23 protein-coding genes and 2 pseudogenes are annotated in these 25,169 nt (G+C 70.1%); 7 read left to right on the top strand and 18 right to left on the bottom strand.

Translation table 11 applies throughout. The features are described 5' to 3' along the window. Positions 1-2: 2 nt before the first annotated feature. A complete protein-coding gene (locus tag FV218_RS07850; RefSeq protein WP_147709311.1) occupies positions 3-929 on the top strand; it encodes an NAD-dependent epimerase/dehydratase family protein in 927 nt (308 codons plus the stop codon). A gap of 70 nt (positions 930-999) precedes the next feature. Here the strand turns inward: FV218_RS07850 and FV218_RS07845 are convergent, their stop codons facing one another. The 7 genes and pseudogenes from FV218_RS07845 to FV218_RS07815 form a co-directional block, all read right to left on the bottom strand. Next, positions 1,000-1,335 carry a PepSY domain-containing protein gene (locus tag FV218_RS07845; protein ID WP_244475021.1) on the bottom strand — a complete coding sequence of 112 codons (336 nt, stop codon included), beginning with the start codon at positions 1,333-1,335 and terminating at the stop codon, positions 1,000-1,002. Positions 1,336-1,405: 70 nt separating this feature from the next. Next, positions 1,406-3,421, bottom strand: coding sequence for an SDR family NAD(P)-dependent oxidoreductase (locus tag FV218_RS07840; RefSeq protein WP_147709310.1), 2,016 nt, complete (start codon positions 3,419-3,421; stop codon positions 1,406-1,408). 58 nt (positions 3,422-3,479) lie between these two features. Then, positions 3,480-4,328, bottom strand: a complete 849-nt coding sequence (locus tag FV218_RS07835; RefSeq protein WP_147709309.1) for a DUF1206 domain-containing protein — start codon at positions 4,326-4,328, stop codon at positions 3,480-3,482. 25 nt (positions 4,329-4,353) lie between these two features. Beyond that, the gene (locus FV218_RS07830) at positions 4,354-4,695 is read right to left on the bottom strand and encodes a hypothetical protein (RefSeq protein WP_056093714.1); all 342 of its coding nucleotides are present in this window, start codon (positions 4,693-4,695) and stop codon (positions 4,354-4,356) included. Positions 4,696-4,735: 40 nt separating this feature from the next. After that, entirely contained in the window at positions 4,736-5,299 is a 564-nt protein-coding gene (locus tag FV218_RS07825; protein WP_147709308.1) for a Uma2 family endonuclease, read from the bottom strand. 72 nt (positions 5,300-5,371) lie between these two features. Beyond that, positions 5,372-5,938 (bottom strand): Uma2 family endonuclease, encoded by a 567-nt coding sequence (locus FV218_RS07820; RefSeq protein WP_147709307.1) that lies wholly within the window; start codon positions 5,936-5,938, stop codon positions 5,372-5,374. Positions 5,939-6,020: 82 nt separating this feature from the next. After that, positions 6,021-7,466 (bottom strand): annotated as a pseudogene (locus FV218_RS07815) (saccharopine dehydrogenase NADP-binding domain-containing protein). A gap of 297 nt (positions 7,467-7,763) precedes the next feature. Between FV218_RS07815 and FV218_RS22680 the strand changes: the two are divergent. Next, complete coding sequence (locus FV218_RS22680) at positions 7,764-7,934, top strand: hypothetical protein (protein WP_187272996.1); 171 nt, start codon at positions 7,764-7,766, stop codon at positions 7,932-7,934. A gap of 17 nt (positions 7,935-7,951) precedes the next feature. Here FV218_RS22680 and FV218_RS07810 read toward each other — a convergent pair whose 3' ends face one another. Both FV218_RS07810 and FV218_RS07805 read right to left on the bottom strand, forming a co-directional pair. Beyond that, complete coding sequence (locus FV218_RS07810; RefSeq protein WP_147709306.1) at positions 7,952-8,515, bottom strand: N-acetyltransferase; 564 nt, start codon at positions 8,513-8,515, stop codon at positions 7,952-7,954. Positions 8,516-8,642: 127 nt separating this feature from the next. Beyond that, positions 8,643-9,809, bottom strand: a complete 1,167-nt coding sequence (locus tag FV218_RS07805; RefSeq protein WP_147709305.1) for a type III PLP-dependent enzyme — start codon at positions 9,807-9,809, stop codon at positions 8,643-8,645. Between the two features lie 671 nt (positions 9,810-10,480). On the opposite strand from FV218_RS07805, the gene FV218_RS23175 reads away from it, so the two are divergent. Next, positions 10,481-12,043 (top strand): glucan biosynthesis protein G, encoded by a 1,563-nt coding sequence (locus FV218_RS23175; RefSeq protein WP_147709304.1) that lies wholly within the window; start codon positions 10,481-10,483, stop codon positions 12,041-12,043. Next, a complete protein-coding gene (locus tag FV218_RS23170) occupies positions 12,040-12,537 on the top strand; it encodes an N-acetyltransferase (RefSeq protein WP_246685028.1) in 498 nt (165 codons plus the stop codon). Before FV218_RS23175 ends, FV218_RS23170 begins: the two co-directional genes overlap by 4 nt. A gap of 82 nt (positions 12,538-12,619) precedes the next feature. On the opposite strand, the gene FV218_RS07790 is transcribed toward FV218_RS23170, so the two are convergent. The 3 genes from FV218_RS07790 to FV218_RS07780 all read right to left on the bottom strand — a co-directional run bounded on the left by FV218_RS07790 (position 12,620) and on the right by FV218_RS07780 (position 16,442). Next, a complete protein-coding gene (locus FV218_RS07790; protein ID WP_147709303.1) occupies positions 12,620-12,859 on the bottom strand; it encodes a hypothetical protein in 240 nt (79 codons plus the stop codon). A 412-nt stretch (positions 12,860-13,271) separates the two neighbouring features. Continuing rightward, positions 13,272-15,395 (bottom strand): glycine--tRNA ligase subunit beta, encoded by a 2,124-nt coding sequence (gene glyS, locus FV218_RS07785; RefSeq protein WP_147709302.1) that lies wholly within the window; start codon positions 15,393-15,395, stop codon positions 13,272-13,274. A gap of 99 nt (positions 15,396-15,494) precedes the next feature. Next, a complete protein-coding gene (locus FV218_RS07780) occupies positions 15,495-16,442 on the bottom strand; it encodes a glycine--tRNA ligase subunit alpha (RefSeq protein ID WP_147709301.1) in 948 nt (315 codons plus the stop codon). 201 nt (positions 16,443-16,643) lie between these two features. On the opposite strand from FV218_RS07780, the gene FV218_RS07775 reads away from it, so the two are divergent. Then, positions 16,644-16,883 (top strand): hypothetical protein, encoded by a 240-nt coding sequence (locus FV218_RS07775; RefSeq protein WP_056093688.1) that lies wholly within the window; start codon positions 16,644-16,646, stop codon positions 16,881-16,883. A gap of 17 nt (positions 16,884-16,900) precedes the next feature. Here FV218_RS07775 and FV218_RS07770 read toward each other — a convergent pair whose 3' ends face one another. The 3 genes from FV218_RS07770 to FV218_RS07760 all read right to left on the bottom strand — a co-directional run bounded on the left by FV218_RS07770 (position 16,901) and on the right by FV218_RS07760 (position 18,859). Then, complete coding sequence (locus FV218_RS07770; protein ID WP_147709300.1) at positions 16,901-17,776, bottom strand: S49 family peptidase; 876 nt, start codon at positions 17,774-17,776, stop codon at positions 16,901-16,903. A 95-nt stretch (positions 17,777-17,871) separates the two neighbouring features. Then, a complete protein-coding gene (locus FV218_RS07765; protein ID WP_147709299.1) occupies positions 17,872-18,654 on the bottom strand; it encodes a methyltransferase in 783 nt (260 codons plus the stop codon). Continuing rightward, entirely contained in the window at positions 18,635-18,859 is a 225-nt protein-coding gene (locus FV218_RS07760) for a DUF2007 domain-containing protein (protein ID WP_147709298.1), read from the bottom strand. Before FV218_RS07760 ends, FV218_RS07765 begins: the two co-directional genes overlap by 20 nt. Before the next feature lie 191 nt (positions 18,860-19,050). On the opposite strand from FV218_RS07760, the gene FV218_RS07755 reads away from it, so the two are divergent. Next, positions 19,051-20,070, top strand: coding sequence for a polyprenyl synthetase family protein (locus FV218_RS07755; protein WP_147709297.1), 1,020 nt, complete (start codon positions 19,051-19,053; stop codon positions 20,068-20,070). A gap of 73 nt (positions 20,071-20,143) precedes the next feature. Here the strand turns inward: FV218_RS07755 and FV218_RS07750 are convergent, their stop codons facing one another. The 3 genes from FV218_RS07750 to FV218_RS07740 all read right to left on the bottom strand — a co-directional run bounded on the left by FV218_RS07750 (position 20,144) and on the right by FV218_RS07740 (position 24,743). Beyond that, positions 20,144-21,019 carry a 4-(cytidine 5'-diphospho)-2-C-methyl-D-erythritol kinase gene (locus FV218_RS07750; RefSeq protein ID WP_147709296.1) on the bottom strand — a complete coding sequence of 292 codons (876 nt, stop codon included), beginning with the start codon at positions 21,017-21,019 and terminating at the stop codon, positions 20,144-20,146. Between the two features lie 81 nt (positions 21,020-21,100). Continuing rightward, a complete protein-coding gene (locus FV218_RS07745) occupies positions 21,101-22,942 on the bottom strand; it encodes a tetratricopeptide repeat protein (protein WP_147709295.1) in 1,842 nt (613 codons plus the stop codon). A 139-nt stretch (positions 22,943-23,081) separates the two neighbouring features. Next, positions 23,082-24,743, bottom strand: a complete 1,662-nt coding sequence (locus FV218_RS07740; RefSeq protein ID WP_147709294.1) for an electron transfer flavoprotein-ubiquinone oxidoreductase — start codon at positions 24,741-24,743, stop codon at positions 23,082-23,084. 211 nt (positions 24,744-24,954) lie between these two features. Here FV218_RS07740 and FV218_RS22670 point away from each other — a divergent pair. Beyond that, a pseudogene (locus FV218_RS22670) lies at positions 24,955-25,169 on the top strand (uracil-DNA glycosylase); the annotation flags it as partial.

Raw genomic sequence — 25,169 nt, 5'->3', positions numbered from 1 at the left:
CCTTGGGCGGACAGCTCATCGCGTTGACGGGGGCCACGGGCTTCATCGGCCGCCACCTCCTCCGCGCCCTGTCGGCCCGGGGCTACCGGGTGCGCGTCCTGTTGCGCCGGCCCGTCGCCGTGCCGGAGGGCGCGAGCGGCGCCGTGGTGGGCGATCTCAGCCGCCCCATGAACATGGCGGCGGCGCTTGCCGGCGTCGACGCCATCGTGCATTCGGCCGGGCTGGCGCATGCCATGTCGGGCACGCCCGAGGACGACTTTCGCACGTCCAACATCGAAGCCACGCGGCGACTGGCCGAATGCGCCGCCCGGGCGCGGGTGCGCCGCTTCGTGTTCCTGTCCTCGATCCGGGCCCAGTCCGGCCCTGGTGCCGCCGGCACCCTGTCCGAGACCGACGCGCCCGTGCCCACGGACGCCTACGGCCGCTCGAAACTGGCCGCGGAAGCGGCGCTCGCCGAGATCGGCCTCGACTGGGTCGCCCTGCGACCGGTCCTTGTCTACGGCGCCGGGGTGAAGGGCAACATGGCCGCGCTGCTGCGCCTCGCCCGCACGCCCTATCCGTTGCCCCTTGCGGGCTTCACGGCGCGGCGCTCCCTCGTGTCGGTGGACAACCTCGCGGCGGCCGTCGCCACGGCGCTCGCCGCGCCAGCCCCCATCGGCCGGGCCCTCGTCGTCGCCGAGCCCGACCCCTTGAGCCTGCCGGAGATGATCGGCGCCCTGCGCCTCGGGCTCGACCGCGCACCGAAGCTCGTCGCCGTGCCCACGGGCCTGATCGGCCTGGCCTGCCGGCTCGCGGGACGGGACGAGGCCTACGCCCGGCTCTCGACGAACCTCGTCGTCCGGACCGACGGCCTGTCGGCCCTGGGCTGGACGCCGTCACACCCGACGCGGGACGGACTCGCGCGCTTCGCCCGCGCCGAGACCGCATGAGACCGAGACCGCATGGAAAAGGGTCCGGCGCATCGCGCCGGACCCTCGGGAGACGAAACGGGGAGGCGGCTCAGCGGCGCACGTCGATGACGTCGCCGGAGCGGCTGTCGAGGACGACGGTCATGTCGTCGCCCCGGCGGTCGGACCCGCGCACGATCATCCGGGGGCCACGGCGATCGACGCCGTCGACGTCGACGAGGCCCTCGCGGCGGGCGATGCGGCTGGCTTCGCCGCGGCTGAGCTCGCTGCGCGGCGGACCGCGATCGTCGTAGCCGCGCCGGTAGCCCGGATCGACCTGGACGCCGCCCGGTCCGATGGAGATACCCTGGGCGAAGGCGGGCGCGGCGGTGAGGCCGAGGGCCATCGCGAACACGCTGCCTGCCAGGAGCTTCGAAACACTCTGCAAGATCTTCTCCTCGGATCGTCCGACCGCGCCGATGAAATCCGGTACGGCATCTACCATTCGGATCAGCGCCTCAATGACGAAACGCTGCCGTTGGTTCCCGTGATTTGGGTGAGGGACCAACAGGAAACGGCTGGTCCGGTTCCGTCGCCGGCAATGGCGGCGTCGTCTTCGGCCGATTGCGGAAATCGGGGATCGCCTCTTCGAACACCGCCTCCGCCGCCGCCCGGTCCTGGCCCGCGACCGCCGCCCGCAGGCGCGCGATCCAGCCGTCGAGCACGGTGCGGTCGGCGAAGACCGGGCGCGCCGCCATGACGCCGTCGATTCCGTCGAGGGCGACGCGGGGCTCCTCGCGGGCGAACAGGATCTCGTTGAGGCGCTCGCCGGGGCGCGAGCCCGTGTGGACGATGTCGATATCGATGCCGGGCTCGAAGCCGGCGAGGCGGATCATCCGCTCGGCGAGGTCGCCGATCCGCACCGGCTGGCCCATCTTGAGCACGTAGACGGCGGCGCGCTGATCGACGCCGCCCGCACAGGTGGCGGCGCGGGCCTCCCGGTCGGCGTGCGAAGCGGCGGTGAGCACAAGGTCGGCTGCTTCCCGCACGGTCATGAAGTAGCGCACCATCTCGGGGTCCGTGACGGTGACCGGGCCGCCCCGGGCGATCTGCGCCTTGAACACCGGCACGACGGAGCCGACGGAGCCGAGCACGTTGCCGAAGCGCACGGCGATGAGCCGGGTCGGAACCGCGTCCGCCGCGCAGCCCTGAGCGGCATCGTAGGCCTGGGCCACCATCTCGGCGAAGCGCTTGGTGGCGCCGAGCTGCGACACCGGCTCGATGGCCTTGTCGGTGGAGATCATCACCAGCGCCCGTGCCCCCACGGCCAACGTCGCATCGGCGACGTTGATGGAGCCGAAGACGTTGGTCTTGATGCCCTCGGTCCAGTCGCGTTCGAGGTAGGGCACCTGCTTGAGGGCGGCGGCGTGGAAGACGTAGTCCGGCCGGAATTCAGCGAAGACCGCCAGGAGCCGGTCGCGGTCGCGGATGTCGGCGAGGACGCCGGCGACGTCGGCCTCGGCGAGATCCGGTTGGCTCAGGATGCCATGCAGCGCCGGCTCCGAACTCTCGACCACTAGGATCGCCGCCGCGCCGAACGCCACGGCCCGGGCGCAGATCTCCGAACCGATGGAGCCGCCGCCGCCGGTCACGATCACACGCGCGCCGGTGAGCAGGCGCTCCAGGCGCGGCCGGTCGATGGCGACGGTGGGGCGCAGTAGCAGGTCCTCGATCTCCAGGGGCGCGAGGCCGGCGTCGCGCATGTTCTCGCCGAGACTCGTCACCCGCGACAGGGGCAGGCCGAGGCGGCGGGCACGGGCGATGAGGTCGTCGGGCTCGGCCTCGGGCGCGAGCGCGCTCGGCACGGCAACGAGGCGGCGCACGGGCGTCCCGTCGCGGGCGAGATCGGCCACCACCCGTTCGAGATCGGCGAACGAGCCGAGGACGGGGACGCCGCGCATGGTCTGGCCGGTCTCGTCCTCGCGCGGCGACAGGATGCCCTTGGGGGCCAGGCGCCGCACGGAGCCGGATTCGATGGCCCGCACCAGGATCTCGATCTCGCTGCCGCGCCCGAGCAGCAGGGTCGGGGTCGTCGCCGCGCGGGCCTGGCTCTGCCGCGAGCGGGTGTACTTGAGGTAGCGGAAGGCGAGGCGCGGGCCGCCGAGCAGGAAGATCTGCAGCACCCAGTACAGGCCGATGGCGATCTTGCCGAAGAAGTAGAAGCCGTACATCGTCGATGAGACGAGGACGTAGTCCAGCACCAGCAGCGTCAGGGCGAGGACGCTCGCCGCCCGCACGATTCCGGCGAGGTCCGGCAGGGAGGCGAAGCGCCACTTGGTCCGGTAGAGCCAGAACCGCGCGTAGACGAGGGCCGCGAACAGCACGAAGGGCGGCAGCAGCAGGGGAAGCGCGTGCAGCCGCTCGGCGAGGGGATCGCCGTTGAAGCGGAAGACGAAGGTGAGGATCACGGCCAGGGCGGTCGCCACGCAATCGTGGACCACCATCACCGCGTTCTTGTAGGTGCGCTTCTGCATGGGTTCCGGGCCGAAGCGGGGTATCGGCGCCGATCCCGGATCTGTCAACGCATCGGCCTCAGGGGTTGGGGCGGATCGCCCTCAGAACCGCATCGTCGGTCTCGTCGATGTCGGGCGCGTCGATGTGGCGGAACCGCGCCTGGATCAGCCCGAAGGCGCCGAAGGCGAAATGGCCGGCAGCCACGATGGCGAGCAGAACCCAGCCGTAGGGCTGCGCCCGCAGGGCGGCGAAGGCCCCGGCGAGGCCCTTCACCTCCGACGAGGCCTGATACCAGGCCGCCGCGATGAAGAAACCGCCGATGATGAGGAAGGCGATGCCCCGGGCGGCATAACCGAACTGGCCCACGGGCTTGGCCCACCAGCATTGGCTCCCGGCGAGCTTCAACCGGTCCGTGACCTTGCCGGTGGCCGCCTTGACCAGGAAGGCGACGCCCCCGCCCATCACCCCGACGCCGATGAGACCGACGAGCCACAGGCCGAAGGGCTTGGAAAGAAGCCAGGCGGTCCAATCCTGCATCCCATCGCCGCCCCCCGAGCGACGGCCGAGACCGAGGGCGAGGCTGCCGGCGGTGATGGCGAGACCCGTGTAGATGACTGCGCTGCCGACATGGGCGACCCGGACCACGAGGCCCTTCGCCGAGGTGCCGCGCCGGTCGGCGTCGGTCAGGCCCTCGACGAAGCGCCAGAGGGCGAAGCCCAGGAGGCCCACCGCGATGAGCCCGACGAGGACGGCCCCGAACGGTCCGGCGAGAACCCAGCGGATCGCGCTCTCGCTGTCGTCGGCCCGGCCGCCGCGCCCGAGGGCGGCCAGGAGCGCGAGGCCGCCGACGATGCAGTAGACGATTCCGCGCGCCCCGTAGCCGAAGCGGGCAAGGCGTTCGATGACGTTTCGGCCGAGGAGATGCACGGATTTGCCTGACGTCCGGAGGAGATCACTCCACCGAACGCGCGGCCTTGCCGGTGAGTGCCACGTAGAATCCGAGACCGTCGCCGGCCGGCAGGGTCTGGAGGCGTTCGACCAGCCCCTTGCGCTTGGCGTCGAGGAGCAGGCGGCCGGTGGGCTGGAACAGGGTCTCGCCCCCGCCCTCGGGCGGCGGATCGAGGCGGATGGCCACGGTCTTGCCCTTCCCGAAGCGGCTGCGCTCCAGCATGTCGGCGAGGGAGGCCTCCGCCGTCGGGCGGTTGGTGCCGCGCAGGTCGAGCACGGATTCGGCGTCGGTGACGCCGAGGGAGCCGCGGAGCTTGTCGGCGTAGAAATCTTCGAAATGAGGCAAGGGCGAAACCTTGGATGGGCGCGCCGGACGGCGGGCGATTCTAGAAGACGATGTCGGTGTAGAGGTCCCGGACCGCAACCGATCCGCCGAGCTCCGGCAGATCGAGGATCCCGTCACCGTACAGGATGTCGATGGCCCACCCCTCCGCCGCACGGCGCCACACCTCGATCCGCGCCTCGTCCTGCGAGACGAGGAGGAAGCGGTGGAGGCTCGAAACGGTGCGGTAGAAGTCGGTCTTGCGGCCGCGGTCGAGACTCATGGTGGTGGGCGAGAGCACCTCGGCGACGAGGATGGGGTCGGACGAGTACCCGTCCGGCAGCAGGGGACCGCAGCGCACGATGATGTCGGGGATCGGCGCGAAATCGTCCATGGCGGCGCTGAGGACGGCGAGGCCGGGCAGGGCGCGGCAACCCTTCTCCTGCGCGAGTCCCGCCAGGCTCACGATGAAATTCGCCACGATCGCCTGATGCCGCTCGCGCGGCGGCGACATGAGCAGGGGCTCGCCGTCGATGAGTTCCCAGCGTTCGCTGTCGGGCCGGTCCTCGACCCAGACGCGATACTCGGCCACACACATGCGGGTCTCGCGTCGTGCCGCGACGGCCATGGCGGTCTCTCCCGATCGACCCCCCGATGGTAGCATCCTGGCGCGCGCCCGCAACGGCGGCGCGCGCCCGATTCAAACGATCCCGGCGCGCGCGTAGATCTCGGAGACGGCGAGGGTTCCGTCGAGTTCGGGCAGGTCGACGGTGTCGTCGGGCCCGACCCCGCGCATGCTCCATCCCGCGTCGCCGCGGCGCCAGACTTCGACCCGCGTCGTCTCCTGATGGACCATGAGGAAGACGCGCAGGCTCGGCACCGTGCGGTAGAACATCGTCTTCGCGCCGAGGTCGGTCTGCTGGGTCGACGGGGAGAGCACTTCGGCGAGAAGCACCGGGTCGCTCGTGTAGCCGTCCGGCCCGAGGGGGCCGCAGATCACGACGACGTCGGGGATCGGTGCGTAGTCGTCCATGGCCGCGCTGAGCACGCCGAGGCCCGGGAGGGCATGGCAGTCACGCCGTTCGCCCAACGCGTCGAGTCTGCAACAGATGTTGGCGACGATGCGCTGATGTCGGCTCGTCTGCAGCGACTGAACGACCGGTGTGCCGTCGATCAGTTCCCAGCGCTCGTCACCCGGCCGATGCTCAACCCAGGCCCGGAATTCTTCGTAGCGCATTCGGGTTTCGCAGCGGGCCGCAGGCACCATCGTCCGACCTCCGGGGGGGGCGGTTGCAGGGTACCACCGCGAACGCCGCCCGCAATCGCGGGCGGCGTCGGTCGCCCAATGATCAGCCCTGGACCAGCACGTTGCGGAACTGCCAGGGATCGGTCTCGTCGATGTTCTCCGGGAACAGGCCCGGACGGCCGGTCAGCGGGGTCCAGTCGGTGTAGACGCCGACGACGGGCCCAAGATACGGCATCTGCACTTCGAGGCAGCGGCGGAAATCCATCTCGTCGGCCTCGACGATGCCGGCCTGCGGGTTCTCCAGGGCCCAGACCATGCCGGCGAGGACGGCCGAGGTCACCTGAAGGCCGGTGGCGTTCTGGTAGGGGGCGATGCGGCGGGTCTCCTCGATGGAGAGCTGCGAGCCGAACCAGTAGGCGTTCTTCTCGTGGCCGTAGAGGAGCACGCCGAGCTCGTCGATGCCGTCGACGATCTCGGTCTCGTCGAGGATGTGGTGCGTCTCCTGCACCACGGCCGCCTTGCCGAACATCTCGTGGAGCGACAGCACGGCATCGTCGGCCGGGTGATAGGCGTAGTGACAGGTCGGACGGTAGGCGGCGCGGTCGCCCTCCAGCACGGTGTAGTAATCCGAGATCTACACCGCCTCGTTGTGGGTCACGAGGAAGCCGAACTGCGCCTGGGCCGTCGGCGTCCACGAGCGCACGCGGGTGTCGGCGCCGGGCTGCAGCAGGTAGATGGCGCAGCGCGACCCCTTTTCCTGATCGCGGGCATTGTCGGGACGCCAGGTCTCGTGGGTGCCCCAGCCGAGCTCGGCCGGCTGGTTGCCCTCGGAGACGAAGCCCTCCACCGACCAGGTGTTGACGAACACACCCCGGGGCTTCGGGTTCTTGGCGCGCTGGGTGTCGCGCTCGGCGATGTGGATGCCCTTGACGCCGACTTCGCGCATGAGCTTGGCCCAGCCGGCGCGGTCCGTCGGCTCGGCCGCGGCGAGGCCGATGTCGTTGGCGACGTTGAGGAGCGCCTGCTTGACGAACCACGACACCATGCCGGGATTGGCACCGCAGCACGACACGGCCGTGGTGCCGCCGGGGCTGGCGGTGCGGGCATCCAGAATGTCCTGCCGCAGGGCGTAGTTGGTGCGGTCGCCCTGGCTCTTCGACTTGTCGAAGTAGAAGCCCGGCCACGGCTCGGCGACGGTGTCGATGTAGAAGGCGCCGAGTTCGCGGCACAGTTCCATGATGGCACGCGACGAGGTGTCGACGGAGACGTTGACGCAGAAGCCCTGACCGCCGCCCTCGGTGAGGAGGGGGGTCAGGATCTCGCGATAGTTCTCCCGGGTCAGCGCCACCTGCTCGAAGCGCAGGCCGTGCTGGTCGGCCAGGGCCTTGTGAGCGTCGGAGGGCTCGACCACGGTGAAGCGGCTCTTGTCGTACGCGAAGTGGCGCTCGATCAGCGGCAGGGTGCCGCGTCCGATGGAGCCGAAGCCGATCATCACGATGGGGCCGGTGATGCGGCCGTGGACGGGCCAGGCGGTGGCGGCTTCGGTCATGGGACAGGCACTCCTAACAACGGGTCGGACGTCGCGCCGTGCGCGCGTGCGGCCGACGCACCTAGCCGGCCAAGATGACGCGCACGCGACGGGCTCCAGTGACGGCTGGCGTCCGGCGGGTCAACCGCCGGGGTGCCACCGCAGGGCCGGACGCTAAGGGAGCATGAACGCGCCCATGCCCTCAGAGCAGGTTTGCATCCCAGCCAACGGGATTGCGGGGCCGCCGGGCGAGGTCGATATTGCACTGCAACAAAGCCGGAGGACGCGCCACCCATCGACGCCTAGGACCTGAAGCCCATGCTCGCCATCTTCGCCACCAACCGGCCTGCCCAGACCGAAGAGCCTATCGACCGCGATCCCGGCATCATCACCCTCGCCGCCGCGATGCTGCGGGCCCTGAATCGCCACACGGACGCCGCCTTCCGCCGCCGCTGCGATCTCGCCGGTCAGACCAACCCCAATCGCTGAGGCGACCACCGAGTCCGTCAGGCTACCCGTCGTCGCGACGCCGCACCGGCGTCGCCGAAGGCCGCGAGCGGCCTGTCCGCCTCGTCCCACGCCCCCGTGGCCCGCACGATGCCGCGCGCGCCGTCGAGGGTGCCCGCCTGGAGCTCGAGGCCGAGGAAGCGCTCACGCTCGAACGGACCCGGCATGGACAATCCGGCCACCAGATCTCGCGTGAAGCCGAACCGCGCATAGTACGGCGCGTCGCCAACCAGCAGCACGCCGCCGTGACCGAGGGCGCCGGCCCGGGCCAGGGCGTGGCGCATCAGGACGGCGCCGAGGCCGAGGCCCTGGCACTCCGGATCGACGGCCAGGGGTCCGAGCAGGAGAGCGTGACGGCGCGAGCCCGCCTCGACGTGCCAGAGCCGGACGGTCCCGACGACGCGGCCGCGCTGCTCCGCCGTGAAGGCCAAGCCTTCGGCGGGAAGCCGCCCCTCGCGCAGGCGCTCGGACGTCTTCAGGCGTCGGCCCTCGCCGAAGCACAGGTCGAGCAGATGCTCGCGGGCGACGATATCGCCCGGACGTTCGTGACGGATCTCAACCAAGGCCACACCCTTTCCCGAAGCTTGGGCGGGGGACGAACGATCCTCGCGTCGGGCGCTGGCCCTCGGTCCGGGATGGATCTGCTGGCAGGACCGGTGTCCGGTCCTGCGGGGATGCTCGTAAGCCGAACTAGATGACGAATTGCTGAAGGGGCGGGAAACCGTTGAACGCCACCGCCGCGTAGGTGGTGGTGTAGGCGCCCGCGCCCTCGATCAGCACCTTGTCGCCGATGGAGAGGGAGACGGGCAGGGGATACGGCACCTTCTCGTAGAGCACGTCGGCCGAATCGCAGGTCGGACCGGCCAGCACGCACGGGCTCGTGCGATCCCCGTCGTGATCCGTGCGGATGGCGTAGCGAATCGACTCGTCCATGGTCTCGGCGAGCCCCCCGAACTTGCCGATGTCGAGGTAGACCCAGCGGATCTCGTCCTCGGCCTCCGACTTCTTCGAGACGAGCACGACTTCGGCCTCGATCATCCCGGCATTGCCGACCATGCCGCGGCCCGGCTCGATGATGGTCTCGGGCAGGTGGTTGCCGAAATGCTTGGTCAGCGCGCGGAAGATCGCGTCGCCGTAGGATTCCACGCCGGGCACCGCCTTGAGGTACCGGGTGGGGAAGCCGCCGCCGAGGTTGACCATGGAGAGGGCGATGCCCCGGTCGGCGCAGTCGCGGAAGATGGTGGACGCCGAGGCCAGCGCGCCGTCCCAGGCTTCGGTGTTGCCCTGCTGCGAGCCGACGTGGAACGACACGCCGTAGGCGTGCAGGCCCTGGCGGCAGGCATGCTCCAGCACGTCGACGGCCATCTCGGGCACGCACCCGAATTTTCGCGAGAGCGGCCATTCGGCGCCGGCGCCGTCGCAGAGGATGCGGCAGAACACCTGCACCTCGGCCGCCTCGATCCCGGCGGCGTCGGCGGCCCGCGCGATCTTCTCGACCTCGGCCGCGCAATCGACGGCGAACAGGCGCACGCCGAGCTTGAGGGCGCGGCCGATGCAGCGCTCCTTCTTGATGGTGTTGCCGAAGGAAATGCGGTCGGCGGTGGCGCCGGCGGCGAGGGCCATCTCGACTTCCACCACGGAGGCCGTGTCGAAGCACGAGCCCATCTCGGCGAGCAGCCGCAGGACTTCCGGCGCCGGGTTCGCCTTCACGGCGTAGAACACCCGCGTATCCGGAAGTGCGCGGGCGAAAGCCGTGTAGTTGTCGCGCACCACATCGAGGTCGAGGACCATCACGGGGCCTTCGTCCTGGCCCATGTCACGGCGCGCGCGCAGGAAGTCGCGGATGCGATCGGTCATGCTGTTTCCAACCCACAGGTTCGCGAGCGCCCGTCTTGGGGCGCGCTGTCGAATGTCAGGACGACGTGAGCCGTCCGGCGTCTGGGGGCGCTGCGCCACGACGCACCGCGTGCTTTGGAGACACGCGAAGGCGTTGTGGGCGCGGAGTGCACCCGGAAGCTGCCTTGGATTGGAAGGGGGATCCCCACCGCACGCCGGGCAAAGAGAAACAAGCCTCTTCGGTGCCGGCCTTTGGAGGGCCGACGAGACCAAAAAAGCCCGTTCGTCGTTGCTTTAAGCTGCGTCCCCCGTGGAGAGCGGGGTTCGCCGGTTTCGCCTCCGGCTGCCGGTTGTTGTCGGGGTCCGGTGTTGCCACCTGGATGCCGGCCGGAGGGAATCCACCCTGTCGACCATCGATCCTTTAAGACCCCTGGCGGCTGTCCGGCAGTTGGCCGGATGCCCACCAACCGACACGCGGCCACAGGCACGTGCGAAATTGGGCAAGGGCGCTATACGCCCAGGGCCTTCCCGCCACAAGGAAAAACGCGGATTTTCCCCGCTCCGCGATGCCGCACCGGGGGGATTGTTGCACAAACACCGCGCCGGCACGCGCGGCCCCTTTCCAAGCCCGGACGGACGCGCCATCAAGCGGGCGATTCGCCGATCGACGGTTTCCACCAGGGCGCAGGATCATGACAGAACCGAACCGCCGCGCCGTCGTCACGGGCCTCGCCCTCACCAGCCTGCTCGCCGGCTCCGCCGCGGGACAGGAGGGGCGTCCGAAACCCTTCGCCTTCGCCGATGTCGAGCGGCGGGCCGAGACCCTGGCGAAGGTCCCCTACGCCGCGAAGGCGCCGAGCCTGCCGGCCCCCATCGCCAAGCTCGACTACGATGCCTGGCGGGACATCCGGTTCAAGCCCGAGAAAGCCTTCCTCGGCGCCGAGGGCAGCCCGTTCCGGCTGCAGCTGTTCCACCTCGGCTTCCTCTACGACCGGCCGGTGACCGTGAACCTCGTGCGCGGCGGGGTCGCGACGCCCATCGCCTATCAGGCGAGCCTGTTCGACATGGGCCGGACCAAGGTCGACAAGCCCCTGCCGGTGGATCTCGGATTTGCCGGCATCCGCATCCATGCCTTCCTCAACAGCCCGAGCCTCCTCGACGAACTCATCGTCTTCCTCGGGGCGAGCTACTACCGCTTCCTCGGACGCGACGAACTCTACGGCCTGTCGGCGCGCGGGCTGGCGGTGAATGTCGAGGGGCAGGGCGGACCGGAGGAATTTCCGGTGTTCCGCGAGTTCTGGGTGACCATGCCGGAGGCGAACGCCGATGCCCTGGTCGTCGACGCGCTCCTCGACAGCCCCGGTCTCGCCGGGGCCTTCCGCTTCACGGTGCACCCCGGCGACGAGACCTCGGTGGCGGTGCAGGCCACCCTGCATCCGCGCACGGAGCTCACGACCCTCGGCCTCGCGCCCCTGACGTCGATGTTCTTCATCGGCGAGAACGACCGGCGCCATTCCGACGATTACCGGCCCGAACTCCACGATTCGGACGGACTCCAGATCGCGGCCGGCAGCGGCGAATGGCTGTGGCGTCCCCTCGACAACCCCAAGGGCCGGCGCATCTCCCGCTTCGCCGACACCGACCCGAAGGGGTTCGGCCTGCTTCAGCGCGACCGCAGCTTCGAGTCCTATCAGGACCTCGAAGCCTCGTACCAGCGCCGGCCCGGCTACTTCGTCGAGCCCGACGGCGCTTGGGGGGAGGGGGCCGTGACGCTGATGGAACTGCCCACCGACACGGAGACCAACGACAACGTCGTCGCCTGCTGGCGCCCGCGCCAGCCCTACCCGGCCGGCGAGGCGGTGCACCTGTCCTACCGGGTCCGCAGCGTCGGCGGCGGCGCCCTCCATCCCGGTGCCCGCGTGGTGAACACCTTCGGGGCTGCGGCGCTGGCGAGCGGCACCGCCAAGGCCGACGAGGCGAAGGGCGCCTTCAGCCGCCGCTTCCTCGTGGATTTCGCCGGCGGCGATCTGGCCTATTACCGCGCCGACCCGGCCAGGGTCGAAATCGTCGCCAGCGCCTCGGACGCCCGGGTCACGGCGACGTCCCTCGTCGCCAACCCCCATACGGGCGGCCTGCGCGCGGCCATCGACGTCACGGTCTCCGCGCCCGGACAGACGACGGACCTGCGCGCCTTCCTGCGGGCCGGCGGGCGGGCGCTCTCGGAAACCTGGGTCTATCCCTGGACCGCCGCGTGAGCGCGGCCTTGCAGCAGCCCGCCGCCGCACCCGCCATCGCCATCCGCCCGGCGCGGATCGAGGATCTCGACGCCCTCGTCGCCCTGGAGCACGCCGCGTTCTCCATCGACCGGGCAGAACGCAGGGCGATCCGCCACGCCATCCGCTCGGCCAGCATGACGGTGCTGGTGGCGCTCACCGACGACGGCGACGGGCGCGAGGTTCTGGTGGGCGCCGCCACCCTGGAGCGCCGCAAGGGCAGCCGCAATGCGCGCCTCTCTTCCATAGCCGTCTCGCCCGCCCGCGCCGGCCTCGGGCTCGGCGGCCTCGTCCTCGACGCGGCGGAGGCGGATGCGCGGACCCATGGCTGCACGCACCTTCGCCTCGAAGTCCGCGCCGACAACGGCGCCGGCATCCGCCTCTACGAGCGCCGGGGCTACACGCGCTTTGCCGTGATCGCGGACTATTACGAGGATGGCATGGAGGCGTGGCGCTACGTCAAGGCGCTGGCGTAGGCGTAAAAAAACCCGCCCCGGCGAAAGCCGGGACGGGCGTCGTGGACTCGTCATGCCCCGGCATTGCGCCGTGGCAAACAGATCAATCGCAGACTTCCTTCGTGACCGTCTTGCGGTCGCCGACGTCGTTTTCCCTCGTCACCGTCTTGGTGGCGCAACCATCGGCGGTCTCACGGGTCTCGACGGTCTTGCGCTCGCTCGCGGGCCGCTCGACGACCACGTCCGGCGCATCGCGGCGGATGATCGTGGTCTCGGCCTGGGCCAGGGCCGGAGCGCCGACGAGGAACGCCAGGGTGGCGGCGGCGAAGAGCGGATTGCGCATGGGGGACCTCCGTATTGAAACGTCGGCATCCAACGGCACGCCGAGCCAGACGGTTCCAGACTTTCCCAATGGTCTTGCGCAAATCTCCCGAGGCGCCCGGGCGTCTCATACCAGCTCCGGTTGATCACTTCGGATTGAGCAGCCGCGACGGGCCCCCTCTCCTGTTTGGGCTACCGGATTCACAGAACTGCGAATGGGCCGATTCCATGCAGAGACAGGCATCCGGACGGGGGCGGGAGGCGCACCGGGGCTCCCTCTCCTGAAAGGAGAGGGTTGGGGTGAGGTGTGCGAACTCTCCGAAGAAGTCCCACACCTCACCCTGTCCCTCTCCTTCCAGGAGAGGGGACCCGCGCCAGGGGAGGAGGGGACCCGCATGGCACCGCGTCACCGAACGGATCAGGCGGAAACCGTATCAGCCCTCGATCTTCGAAAAATCCGCGACCTCCCGCGTCGCCGCCCGCAGGGCGTTGAGGAGGGCGAGGCGGTTTTCGCGGAGCGCCCGGTCTTCGGCGTTCACCGTGACCTTTTCGAAGAAGGCATCGACGGGTGCGCGCAGGGTCGAGAGCGCCTGCATCGCTGCGCCGAAATCCTCCCGCTCGACGGCGGCCGATGCCGCCGCGCGGGCGGTGACGAGCGCCTCCGACAGGGCCCGCTCCTCGGGCTCGCCCGCGGCGGCCAGGACCGCATCAGGCGCAGCCTCGTAGGTTCGCCCGTCCTTCTTCTCCTCGATGCGGAGGATGTTGGCCGCGCGCTTGTAGCCGGCGAGCAGATTCCTGCCGTCGTCGGTATCGAGGAATTTGCCGAGGGCTTCGACGCGGCGGACCACCATCAGGAGGTCGTCCTGGCCCGGCAGGGCGAAGACGGCGTCGATGAGATCGTGACGGGCGCCCTTGTCGCGGAGGTAGACTTTTAGGCGGTCGGCGAAGAACGCAAGGAGGTCCGGAAGGTATTCGCCCTCCAATTTTTCTGGAGCATTAAGTCCTTTCTCCATAAGGCTGAAGTCTGCCGATTCAATCTTATCAGAAAGCGGCAGTTTAAGCTGGCGTTCGCTTATGAGGCGGATAATGCCTAGAGCTGCCCGACGTAACGCATACGGGTCCTTGCTGCCGGTCGGCTTCTCGTCGATGGCCCAGAAACCCACCAGCGTGTCCAACTTGTCGGCGAGAGCAACGGCAACGGCGACGGGATCGGTCGGCACGCGGTCGGAGGGACCGACCGGCTTGTAGTGGTCTTCGATAGCTGCAGCGACGCTGGCGTGTTCGCCTTGCAAGGCAGCGTATTTCCGTCCCATGAGGCCCTGAAGTTCAGGAAACTCGCCGACCATCTCAGTGACGAGGTCGGCTTTGGCCAAGCGTGCGGCACGCTCCGCCAGTTCGACATCAGCGCCGACGAGGGGCGCAAGTTGACGTGCCAGGCTAGCGATCCGCTCCACGCGCTTGCCCTGCGTCCCGAGCTTTTCATGGAATACGATCGAATCGAGCTTCGGCAGCCGGTCTTCCAACCGGATCGCCTTGTCGGTCTCCCAAAAGAACTTCGCATCCGACAGCCGCGCCCGCACCACCCGCTCGTTGCCCGCCGTGATGGCGAGGCCGCCGTCGCTGGCGACGAGGTTCGAGGTCAGGATGAAGGCCGGCGCCAGGCGCTCGGCGCCGGGCTCGCGCAGGACGAAGCATTTCTGGTTGGCCTTGATGGTGGCGCGGATGGCCTCGGCCGGGATGTCGAGGAAGGCGGGATCGAAGGTGCCGAGCAGCACCACGGGCCATTCGACGAGACCGGCGACCTCTTCGAGCAGGCCCTCGTCCTCGACGAGCTCCAGGCCGCGCGCGAAGGCGAGGTCGCGGGCGTCGTGCAGGATGATGTCCTTGCGGCGGTCGGCGTCGAGGACGACCTTGGCGCGCTCCAGGGCGGCGACGTAATCGTCGAAGCGACGGACCTCGATGGCGTCCGGCGCGAGGAAGCGGTGGCCGTAGGTGGTGGTGCCGGCCGCGATCCCGTCGACGCCGAAAGGCACCACGTCGGGCGTCTCGGTCTCGGGCCCGAAGGTGGCGACGATGGACTGGAGCGGACGCACCCAGCGTAAGCTGCCGGGTTGGGCCGAGGCCTGGCCCCAGCGCATGGATTTCGGCCACGGGAAGCTGCGGATGATCCCGGGTAGGATCTCGGCCAGGACGTCGAGCGTGTCGCGACCGGGCTTTTCGATGACGGCGACGTAGGACTCGCCCTTCTTCGGGTCGGAGACGATGGTCGCCTGATCGAGGCTGGCGAGGCCGGCGCTCTTCAGGAAGCCCTGGACGGCCGCCTCGGGGGCGCCGACGCGGGGGCCCTTGCGCTCCTCGCGCACGTCCTTGCCGCGGGCCGGCAGGCCGGCGACGTGGAGGGCGAGGCGGCGGGGCGTCGCGAACGCCTTGGCGCCGTCGTAGAGGAAGCCGCGCTCCACCAGGGCGTCGGTGACGAGCTTCCGCAGGTCGTCGGCCGCGCGCCGCTGCATGCGGGCCGGGATCTCTTCGGAGCGGAGTTCGAGGAGCAGGTCGGGCATGGGATCAGGCGGCGTCCGAGATGATTTTTCCGGGGTGTCGCTGGCGCGGCGGGGGGTGCCATCGACGTCGAGAGGCCAGGTCGCAGTGTGGCCCTCGGATCAGGCCGCGCCGCCGCCGGCCGTCTTCAGATACGCGGCGCCGCAGGCCTTGGCGAGTTCGCGCACCCGCAGGATGTAGCTCTGCCGCTCGGTCACGGAGATCACCCCGCGCGCGTCGAGCAGATTGAAGACGTGGCTCGCCTTGATGCACTGGTCGTAGGCCGGCTGCGCCATCCGGTGCCGTCCCGACTCGGTCTCCGGCGCACCGGCGTCGAGGTAGGTCCGGCACGCCTTCTCCGCGTCGGTGAACTGGCGGAACAGCATCGCGGTGTCGGCGGCCTCGAAGTTGTGGCGCGAGTATTCCTGCTCCGATTGCAGGAAGACGTCGCCGTAGGTGACCTTGTCGTCGCCCGTGCCACCGTTGAAGTTCAGGTCGTAGACGTTCTCGACGCCCTGGACGTACATGGCCAGCCGCTCGAGGCCGTAGGTGAGCTCGCCCGCCACCGGCGAACATTCGACGCCGGCGACCTGCTGGAAGTAGGTGAACTGGCTCACCTCCATGCCGTCGCACCAGCACTCCCAGCCGAGCCCCCAGGCGCCGAGGGTCGGGCTCTCCCAATCGTCCTCGACGAAGCGGATGTCGTGGAGCTTCAGGTCGACGCCGATGGCGTCGAGCGACGCGAGGTAGAGCTCCTGAAGGTTCGGCGGGTTCGGCTTCAGGATCACCTGGAACTGATAATAATGCTGCAGCCGGTTGGGGTTCTCGCCGTAGCGCCCATCCTTGGGGCGGCGGGACGGCTGGACGTAGGCCGCCTTCCAGGGCTTGGGCCCGAGGGCCCGCAGGGTCGTAGCCGGATGGAAGGTGCCGGCGCCAACCTCCATGTCGTAGGGCTGCAGGATCACGCAGCCCTGCGCCGCCCAGAACCGCTGCAGCGTCAGGATCAGGCCCTGGAACGAGGTATGGGGCGCGAGATCGACGGCGCTCGACAGGGGGAGGGCGCTCGACATGGGCAATCCGGTCCGTGGAGGGGCGGCCAGCGTTTAAGAGCCGGGTCGGGGGTGTCAAGCGAAGCCGGTGCGCGGGCGCACGCAATTTCGCCCCAATTCCGCCGGGCGGCCGGAACTGTCACGCTCCCTGCCAAGTTTATCCGACAATCAGGCAGTCTTCGCCGTCGCAGAGCGACGGGCGACCATTTGGATCAACGCGCCATGCGCTCGTCTTTCGCAGTCTTCGCCGCCCTCGCCGCCGCTTCCCTCGCCGCCACGCCCCTGGTGATGGGCGCCTCGAACGCTCTCGCGACGCAGGAGCCCGCCAACGTCGTCACCATGCCGGCGGTGGTGACCCCCATCGACGTCGTCACCGTGCCGGCCCCCGCCGCGGCCGAGACCTGCACCCGCAAGGTGCGGGTGGTCTATGCCGGCTACGGCGGCGAGTCCTGTGCCCGCTAAGTCCTGCGCCCGATGATCTAAAGACCGAAGCGCGCCCAGGCGGCGCGCTCTTCGATGACCGCCAGGGCCTCACCGGCAAGGCCGGCACCGGCAAGCCCTGCGGTGCTCCCTGGGTTCGCCCGCCGCAGCAGGCGCGCCACGAGCGAACCCCGCTTCTCAGCGACCATGACGAGTTGGACCTCGTCGCCGAAGCGCGCCCGCAGGGTCGAACGCGCGTCCCCCAACCCATCGACGAGGCCGAGGCGCAGGGCCTGACGTCCGGTCCAGACGGCGCCGGTGAACAGGTTTTCGCCGTTCGGATCGAGGGTTGGGCGCCGTCCGCGCACGAGGGTGGTGAAGAGATCCTGCACGTCGGCCTGGATCTGCTTGAGGCGGACGATGTCGTCGGGGTTCTCCGGCCGGAACGGGTCGAGCATCGCCTTGGCTTCGCCCTGGGTGTGGACCCGGCGGTCGACGCCGAGGCGTTCGATGAGGCGGTCGAAGCCGAATCCCGCCGAGACGACGCCGATGGAGCCGATGAGCGAGGTCGGGTCGGCGACGATTTCATCGGCCGCGCAGGCGATCATGTAGCCGCCCGACGCCGCCACATCCTCGACGAAGGCGTAGACCGGCAGCTTCTTCTCCGCCGCGAGGGCCCGGATGCGCTGATGGATGAGGTGCGACTGGGCCGGCGAGCCGCCCGGGGAGTTGATGACGAGGGCCACGGCCGCGATGTGCGGCGTCGCGAAGGCCTGCTCCAGGGGGCCGGCGAGGCCGGCGATGGACAGGCCCGGCCGGAACGGCGAGGCCGCCCCGATGGCGCCGCTCAAGCGGACGACGGCGACGCGCGGCTTGCGCCTGCGCCACCGGGCGGGGAGGAGCGCGCGCAGGGAGGCCGGGATCGTGAACGCCATCGGGTCTCGCTCGAGGGAAGATAGGGTCGGCGCGCCGACGACTCGGCGCGATCGCTCGATCTAGATGGGGCGCGGCGCCCGCTTCGCCAGCGCGGTCACGGTTGGTCTTCGGGCCCGATCCAGGCCGTTCCGGCGTTCAGGGCCGCGGCGAACGGCGTGAACGCGCCATCCGCCTCGTGGAGCACCACGGGCGCCAGCAGGGCGAACGGCGCGCGGCTTCCCTTCACGGCGGTGATGAGCACCCGGATCGCCGCCGCCCCGGCCCGCGCCTGGACCGGGCGGACCGCGATGGCGCCGAAGCGTCCGTGCAGGGCGTCGAGGCAGGCGGGCAGGGCATCGGCCCGGTGGATCATCCCGAGGCACCCCCGCGGGCGCAGGAGCTCGACGCAGGTGCGCAGCCACCCGTCGAGGCCGCCGACCGGGAAGGTGTGGGCGGACGCCTTGCCGGCGACGGGCGAGGCCCGGTGGCGTCCGGCCTCGAAGAACGGCGGATTGGTCAGGACGAGGTCGGCGAGGCCCGGAACGAGGCCGGCGGTCCGGCGCTCGGCACCCCGGGCGAGGACGTCCGCCTCGACGACCTCGACGCGTGCGCTCAGGCCGTTGAGACTCGCGTTGCTCCGGGCCAGGGCGGCGAGGGCCGGATCGCCCTCGACGAGGACGACGCGGCAGGTCGGCGCGCGCAGGGCCAGGGCGAGCCCCACCGCCCCCGTCGCGGCGCCGACATCGCAGACCGTCGCTCCGGGCGCGGGCTGGACGAGGCTCGCCAGCAGCACCGCATCCGTCCCGGCCCGGTGGGCGCCGCGCTCGGGCTGTCGCAGGTGGAGGCGGCCGCCGAACAACGCATCGGCGGAACGCGGTTCAGGCGTCGCGCAGTTCATGGGCGAGGCCCGCCTCCGTCAGCAGACGGCGGGCCTGCGCGGCGTGGTCCGCCGAAACCAGGAGCCGGCGCGCGAAGGCGCCGATGGACCCTTCGAGTCCGCTCATGTGGTTGTCGGCGACGAAAACCGGGATCTCGGCACCCGTCAGGAGGGACTCGGCGAAGCCGATCAGGACGATGTCGTTGCTGCGGATGAGTTCGTTCATCGTCCCTCCGACGCGGCGGAGGTTTCGCCCCCGGACGCGACTCTTGCGGCATGGTGCGTGTTGCAGCGCCTCCGAGCCCATGCGATGGGGTGCCGCACGGAAGTCGATCGCGCAAGACGAGGTTGTGGCATTCGGGTCGGCCGGTTCCGGCGGACCCGCACCAGACCCGTCGGTTGGGAGGCAGCGGGGTTTTGGGCGTCGTAGTACCCTTGGAAGAGAGCCGCCCCGATCCGGAGGCGAGCCTGACGGACCTCGTGGCCCTGGTGGCCGCCGGCATGGAGCGCGTCAACGCGACCATCCTGTCGCGCACCGGTTCGTCCGTGCAGATGATCCCGGAAGTGGCCAACCACCTCATCGCGTCGGGCGGCAAGCGCCTGCGCCCGATCCTGACCCTCGCCACGGCGGACCTGTGCGCCTACGCGGGCGACGGGGCGGTGAAGCTCGCCGCCAGCGTCGAGTTCATGCACACGGCGACCCTCCTGCACGACGACGTCGTGGACGAGAGCGACATGCGGCGCGGCACGGTGGCGGCGCGGATCAAGTGGGGCAACGAGGCCAGCGTGCTGGTCGGCGATTTCCTCCTCGGCCAGGCGTTCCGGATGATGGTCGAGGTCGGCTCGCTCAAGGCCCTCGACATCCTGTCGGCCGCCGCCACGGTGATCGCCGAGGGCGAGGTGATGCAGCTCTCCGCCGCGAAGAACACCGAGACCACGGAGGACGAGTACCTCGCCGTCATCCGCGCCAAGACCGCCGAACTGTTCGCCGCCGCCTGCGAGGTCGGGCCCGTCATCGCCGAGCGCCCCAAGGCCGAGCAGGCCGCCTGCCGCGCCTACGGCATGAACCTCGGCATCGCCTTCCAGCTCATCGACGACGTCCTCGATTACGGCGGGACCAGCGCCAGCCTCGGCAAGAATGTCGGCGACGATTTTCGCGAGGGCAAGATCACGCTCCCCATCGTCCTCGCGTTCCGGCGCGGGACCGACGCGGAGCGGACGTTCTGGAAGCGGGCCCTGGAGGACGGCGACGTGTCGGAGGACGACCTCGCCACGGCCCTCGCCATCCTGCGCCGGCACCGGGCCCTCGAGGACACCATCGAACGGGCGCGCCATTACGGCGCCATGGCCCGCGACGCCCTCGGCCTGTTTCCCAACGGCCCGATGAAGCAGGCGCTGCTCCAGGTCGTCGATTTCTGCATCGCCCGCGCCCACTAGGGGTCGCGGGCGGCCCGGAGGAACCCCGGTCCCTCACCGCGCCGGAACCGGGCTGCGCGACGCGGGTGGTGGATTACCGCAGCAGGGTCGGCTTCACCCACCAGCCCGGATGGTCCGCCCGGATGTGACGGGCTGCGAGCATCGCACTCCGGCGATCGGCGAACAGGCCGAACACCGTCGCGCCCGAACCCGACATCCGCGCGAGCCGGCATCCGGCCTGTGCCGCGAGGGCCCGGAGCGTCGCGTCGATGACCGGCGCGAGGCCGCGGGCCGGCGCTTCAAGATCGTTGCGCGCCGGGCGGATGAGCGACAGCACCGCCGCGCCATCGGCACCGTCGGGAATCGCGGGGTGCGGCTCCGGGCGATGGCGTTGACCGGCCGCCAGCCCCAGCGCCCGGAACACCGGCGCGGTCTCGACGGGGACGCCGGGATTGATCAGCACGGCGGGGAGGGGGGCCATGTCTAGGATAGGGCCCAGGGTCTCGCCGGCGCCCCGCATCATCCGGGCCCTGGGATCGAGGCAGACGGGCACGTCGGCGCCCGTGGCCCGCGCGGCCTCCAGTAGAACGGGGTCGGCCGGATCGAGGCCGTTGCTCCGGCCGAGCAGCCGCAGGGCGGCGGCGGCGTCGGACGAGCCACCCCCGATTCCCGCCGCCACGGGCAGGCGCTTGACGAGGTGGAACGCCCCGAGGCGCAGGCCCGGACGGCGCGCGGCGAGGTGGCGAGCGGCCCGGATCACCAGATTGTCGTCGAGGGGGCCGGCGGGCCCGGCCGTCGGACCCGACACCGTGAGGTCGAGATCCGCACCCGGCGTGAGCGACAGGGTGTCGCCGGCGCCCGTGAACGCCACGAGGCTTTCGAGCTCGTGGTAGCCGTCCCCGGCGCGGCGGCCGAGGACGTGGAGGGTCAGGTTGATCTTCGCCGGAGCGCGGGTGACGAGGATTGGCACGGGCTCTCGGCGGTTCTTCGGGGGATCGGGGCGCCGGTCTGGCCCCGCTTCCCCGCCCGCGTCAAGCCCGGGCCGAGCGGATCAGCCGCCGCTCTTCTTGTCGGCGGCGCCCGGGGGCTCGCTCGGGGCCGGGGCGCCCTTCGGCAATTCCGGGTTGGCCTTGGTGTCGGGAGGATTCTCGGCGGTGGCGGCCGGCTTGTCGAGCTCCGGCAGGCCGTCCTTCAACTTGGCGTTGATCTTCTCCAGCTCTTCCGGCTCGGGGTTCAGGTCCTTGGCGTGCTGCCACTGGAACTTGCCTTCGAGGCGGCGCCCGGCGCGCCAGTAGGCGTCGCCGAGGTGGTCGTTGATGGTCGGGTCGCCGGGCTTGAGCTCGATGGCCTTCTCCAGCTCGCGCATGGCTTCCTCCCAGCGCCCGAGGCGGAAATAGGCCCAGCCGAGGCTGTCGATGATCATGCCGTCGCGGGGACTCGCATCCACCGCCTGCTTGAGCATGGTGAAGGCCTCGTCGATGTTGATGTTCTGATCGACCCACGAATAGGCGAGGTAGTTCAGCACCTGCGCGCGTGCGCCGGGCTGCGACGGCGGCACCAGTTCGAGGGCCTTCTTCAGGTCGGCCTCGGCCTTGGCCCATTGCTTGGCGCGCTCGTAGGCGGTGCCGCGGAAGTAGAACGTGGTCCAGTAGTTCGAGGCCGGCTGGTCGCCGATGAGGGCGATGGCGCGGCTGTAGGTCTCGGCCGCCTCCTCGTACTTCTTGCGCGAGCGCTGGACGTTGCCGAGCGCCGTGATCACGTCGATGTCGTTGGGATGGGCCTTCATGGCCGCGTCGAGGTGCTGGATCGCCTCGTCGCCCTTGCCCATCTGCTCGAGGTTAAGGCCGACCTGCACGTCCGCGTTGAGGCGCAGGGGGGAGGTCGCCGGGATCTGGGCGTAGGCCTCGTTGGCGCGCTCGGGCTGCTTCATCCGGTCGAGGATGTCGGCGAGCGTCAGGCGGGCGAGGGCATGCTCGGGCGCGAGGTAGAGGGCGAGGCGCAGGTAGACCACCGCCGGCAGCTCGTCGCCCTGCGTCGAGCCGGCCGAACCGAGGCCGTACAGCACCTCGCCGGCGCCTTCCTGCGCCGTGTTGATGAGGCGGGTGAGGGGCTTGCCCTCTTTGAGCTTGTTCAGGGCGTCGCGCACGATGGGATGGCGCGGCAGCAGCTTGTCGAAGTCCGTATAGGCCTGGATCGCCAGATCGGTGCGGCCGGCCTGGGCCTCGAATCGGGCATAGGCGTCGACGACCCGCAGGGTGTTGCGGTCGCCGTCGTAGGCCGCCTTGAGGCGGCGCTCGGCCTCGGCCTGATCCCCGACGAGGGCGGCGATGAGGCCGGCATGGAAATCGCGGAAGGTGTTGTAGGTCCGCTCGCCCTTGAGCTTGTTGATGGTCTCCTGGGCGCGCTTGCCGTCACCGGACCCGGCATAGGTCCAGGCGGTCAGCAGCGTGGCGGTGAGGTCGGCGGCGGCACCCCGGCCGCTGCGGGCGAAGTTCTGGCGCGCCTGGGCGAACTGGCCGGCCTTGATCTGGCGGACACCGAGGGCGAGCTGGGCCAGGCCGTTGGCCCCGTCGCGGGTGGTCAGGCGCTCGGCGGCGCGGAACGCATCCGGCAGGGAGCCGTCGGCCAGCAGGGAGACGAAGGCGCGCTCGAGTAGTTCGGCGTTGCGCGGGTCGGCCTTCACCGCCTCGCGGTAGAAACTCGCCGCGGCGGCCGTGTCCTTCGAGGCCCCGGCGATGTAGGCCGCGAGGAAGTTGCCCTCCAGGGACTCGGCGGGCTCGAACTCGGGCAGCGGGGTCGATTCCCGCGGCTGCGCCGCCTGGGACGGCAGGGTCGCCGCGAGGCAGAAAGCGAGGGCCGATAGGGCTCGGCGAATCGCGGCGTTTCCGTTCATGGGCACCGTTCAGGGCTTCTGCGCACCGACCCGATCGGGGGTCGACGCTCGATCGGGCGGGACACTGAACTCTTCCCGCCCTCCTCGCAAGGCGTAAGGACGGCGACGCAAGGCCTCGCCACCCCACGCCCGGACCCCATCACATGTTCGGGTAGTTCGGGCCGCCCGGCCCCTCCGGTGTGACCCAGTTGATGTTCTGGTTCGGGTCCTTGATATCGCACGTCTTGCAGTGGACGCAGTTCTGCGCGTTGATCTGGTAGCGCACGCCGTCGCCCTGGGTCGCGTCCGCCACCCATTCGTAGACGCCGGCCGGACAGTAGCGTGCCGAGGGGCCGCCGTAGACGTCGTGCTCGGACGCCTTCTGCAGATCGAGGTTCTTCACGTTGAGGTGAGGCGGCTGGTCCTCTTCGTGGTTGGTGTTGGAGAGGTACACCGACGAGAGACGGTCGAAGGTTAGCTTGCCGTCCGGCTTCGGGTAGACGATGGGCGTCACCTCGGCGAGGGGCTTGGTGCAGGCGTAGTCGGGCTTGCCGTGCTTGAGCGTGCCGAACAGCGACGTGCCGAGCAGGGTGTTGGCCCACATGTCGACCCCGCCGAGGCCGACGCCCACGAGGGTGCCGTACTTCGACCACAGCGGCTTGACGTTGCGGACGCGCTTGAGGTCCTGGCCGATGGCGCTGTCGCGCCAGCCGTTCTCGTAGGCCGTCAGCTCGTCGCCCTGGCGGCCGGATTCCAGGGCCTGCGCGATGGCCTGCGCCGCCTGCATCCCCGAGAGCACCGCGTTGTGCGACCCCTTGATGCGCGGCACGTTCACGAAGCCGGCGGAATCGCCGACGAGGCAGCCGCCGGGGAAGACGAGCTTCGGCACCGACTGCCAGCCGCCCTCCATGATGGCGCGGGCGCCGTAGCCGATGCGCTTGGCGCCCTCGAAGGTCTCCCGGATCATCGGATGGGTCTTGAAGCGCTGGAACTCCTCGAACGGCGACAGGGTCGGGTTCTCGTAGTTCAGGTGCGTGACGAACCCCACCGAGAGCAGATGGTCGTCGAAATGGTACAGCCACGAGCCGCCGCCGGCCTTGTTCGGCAGGGGCCAGCCCATGGTGTGCTGCACGAGGCCGGCCTGGAACTTGTCGGGACTGAGCTGCCAGATCTCCTTGACGCCGAGGCCGTATTTCTGGTGGTCGCTGTCGGCGTTGAGCTTGAACCGGTCGATGAGCGTCTTCGTCAGCGAGCCGCGCGCGCCCTCGCCGAAGATCGTGTACTTGCCCCGCAATTCCATGCCGCGGGTGTAGTCGTCGCGCGGCTCGCCCGAGCGGCCGATGCCGAGGTCGCCCGTGGCGATGCCCACCACCACGCCGCGATCGTCGTAGAGCACCTCCGCGGCCGGGAAGCCCGGGTAGATCTCCACGCCGAGCGCCTCGGCCTTGGCGCCGAGATACTTGGTGACGTTCGAGAGCGAACCGACGAAATTGCCGTGGTTCGACATGAATTTCGGGAAGAACAGGTTCGGCATGGTCACGCCGCTGTTCTTGGTGAGGAACATGAACTCGTCGCGCTCCACCGCCGTCTTGAGGGGACGGTCGGGGTCGGTGCGCCATTCGGGCACGAGGTCGTCGAGGCCGTCCGGGTCGATGACGGCGCCCGACAGGATATGGGCGCCGACCTCGGACCCCTTCTCGACCACGACGATGCTGACGTCCGAGGACAGCTGCTTGAGGCGGATGGCGGCGGCGAGGCCGGCCGGCCCGGCGCCGACGATCACCACGTCGAAATCCATCCCCTCGCGTTCGGGCAGCGCCATTCCGTCATCCTCCTGTCACGCCCGCCGCGGGGCGGGGTCCGTGAATTGCTTCGGATCACTCTCAACCGATTCCAAGATAGGAACGCAAGCGGCCTCCGTTCCATGACGGCCGTCGTGATGAAGAGTCGCGCCGCGCGAAAGGGCGCGATCCGTCCGATGGAACGACACGACCCCGTTGTCCACAGGCGGCGAACGCGCCACATCTAGTTCCATGACTGCGAGTGACGACAGCCGGCGCGACCTCATCGCCGCCCTCGACTTCCATGTCGCGGCGGGGGTCGACCTCATGCTCGACGAGCATCCCCACGACCGTTTTTCGGAGACGGAGGCCCCGCCGCGTCCGGCGCTCCCGGCAATCGAGGCGACGCACACGCCCGACACGGACAGTCCCCCGCCCCACCGCGAGCTGCCGCCGCGCGGGGAGGC

It is taken from the genome of Methylobacterium sp. WL69, assembly GCF_008039485.1.
In the GTDB taxonomy this organism is placed as follows: Bacteria; Pseudomonadota; Alphaproteobacteria; order Rhizobiales; family Beijerinckiaceae; genus Methylobacterium.
Note: the sequence above shows the minus strand (reverse complement) of the source record. Positions and strands in the feature narration are given on the sequence as shown.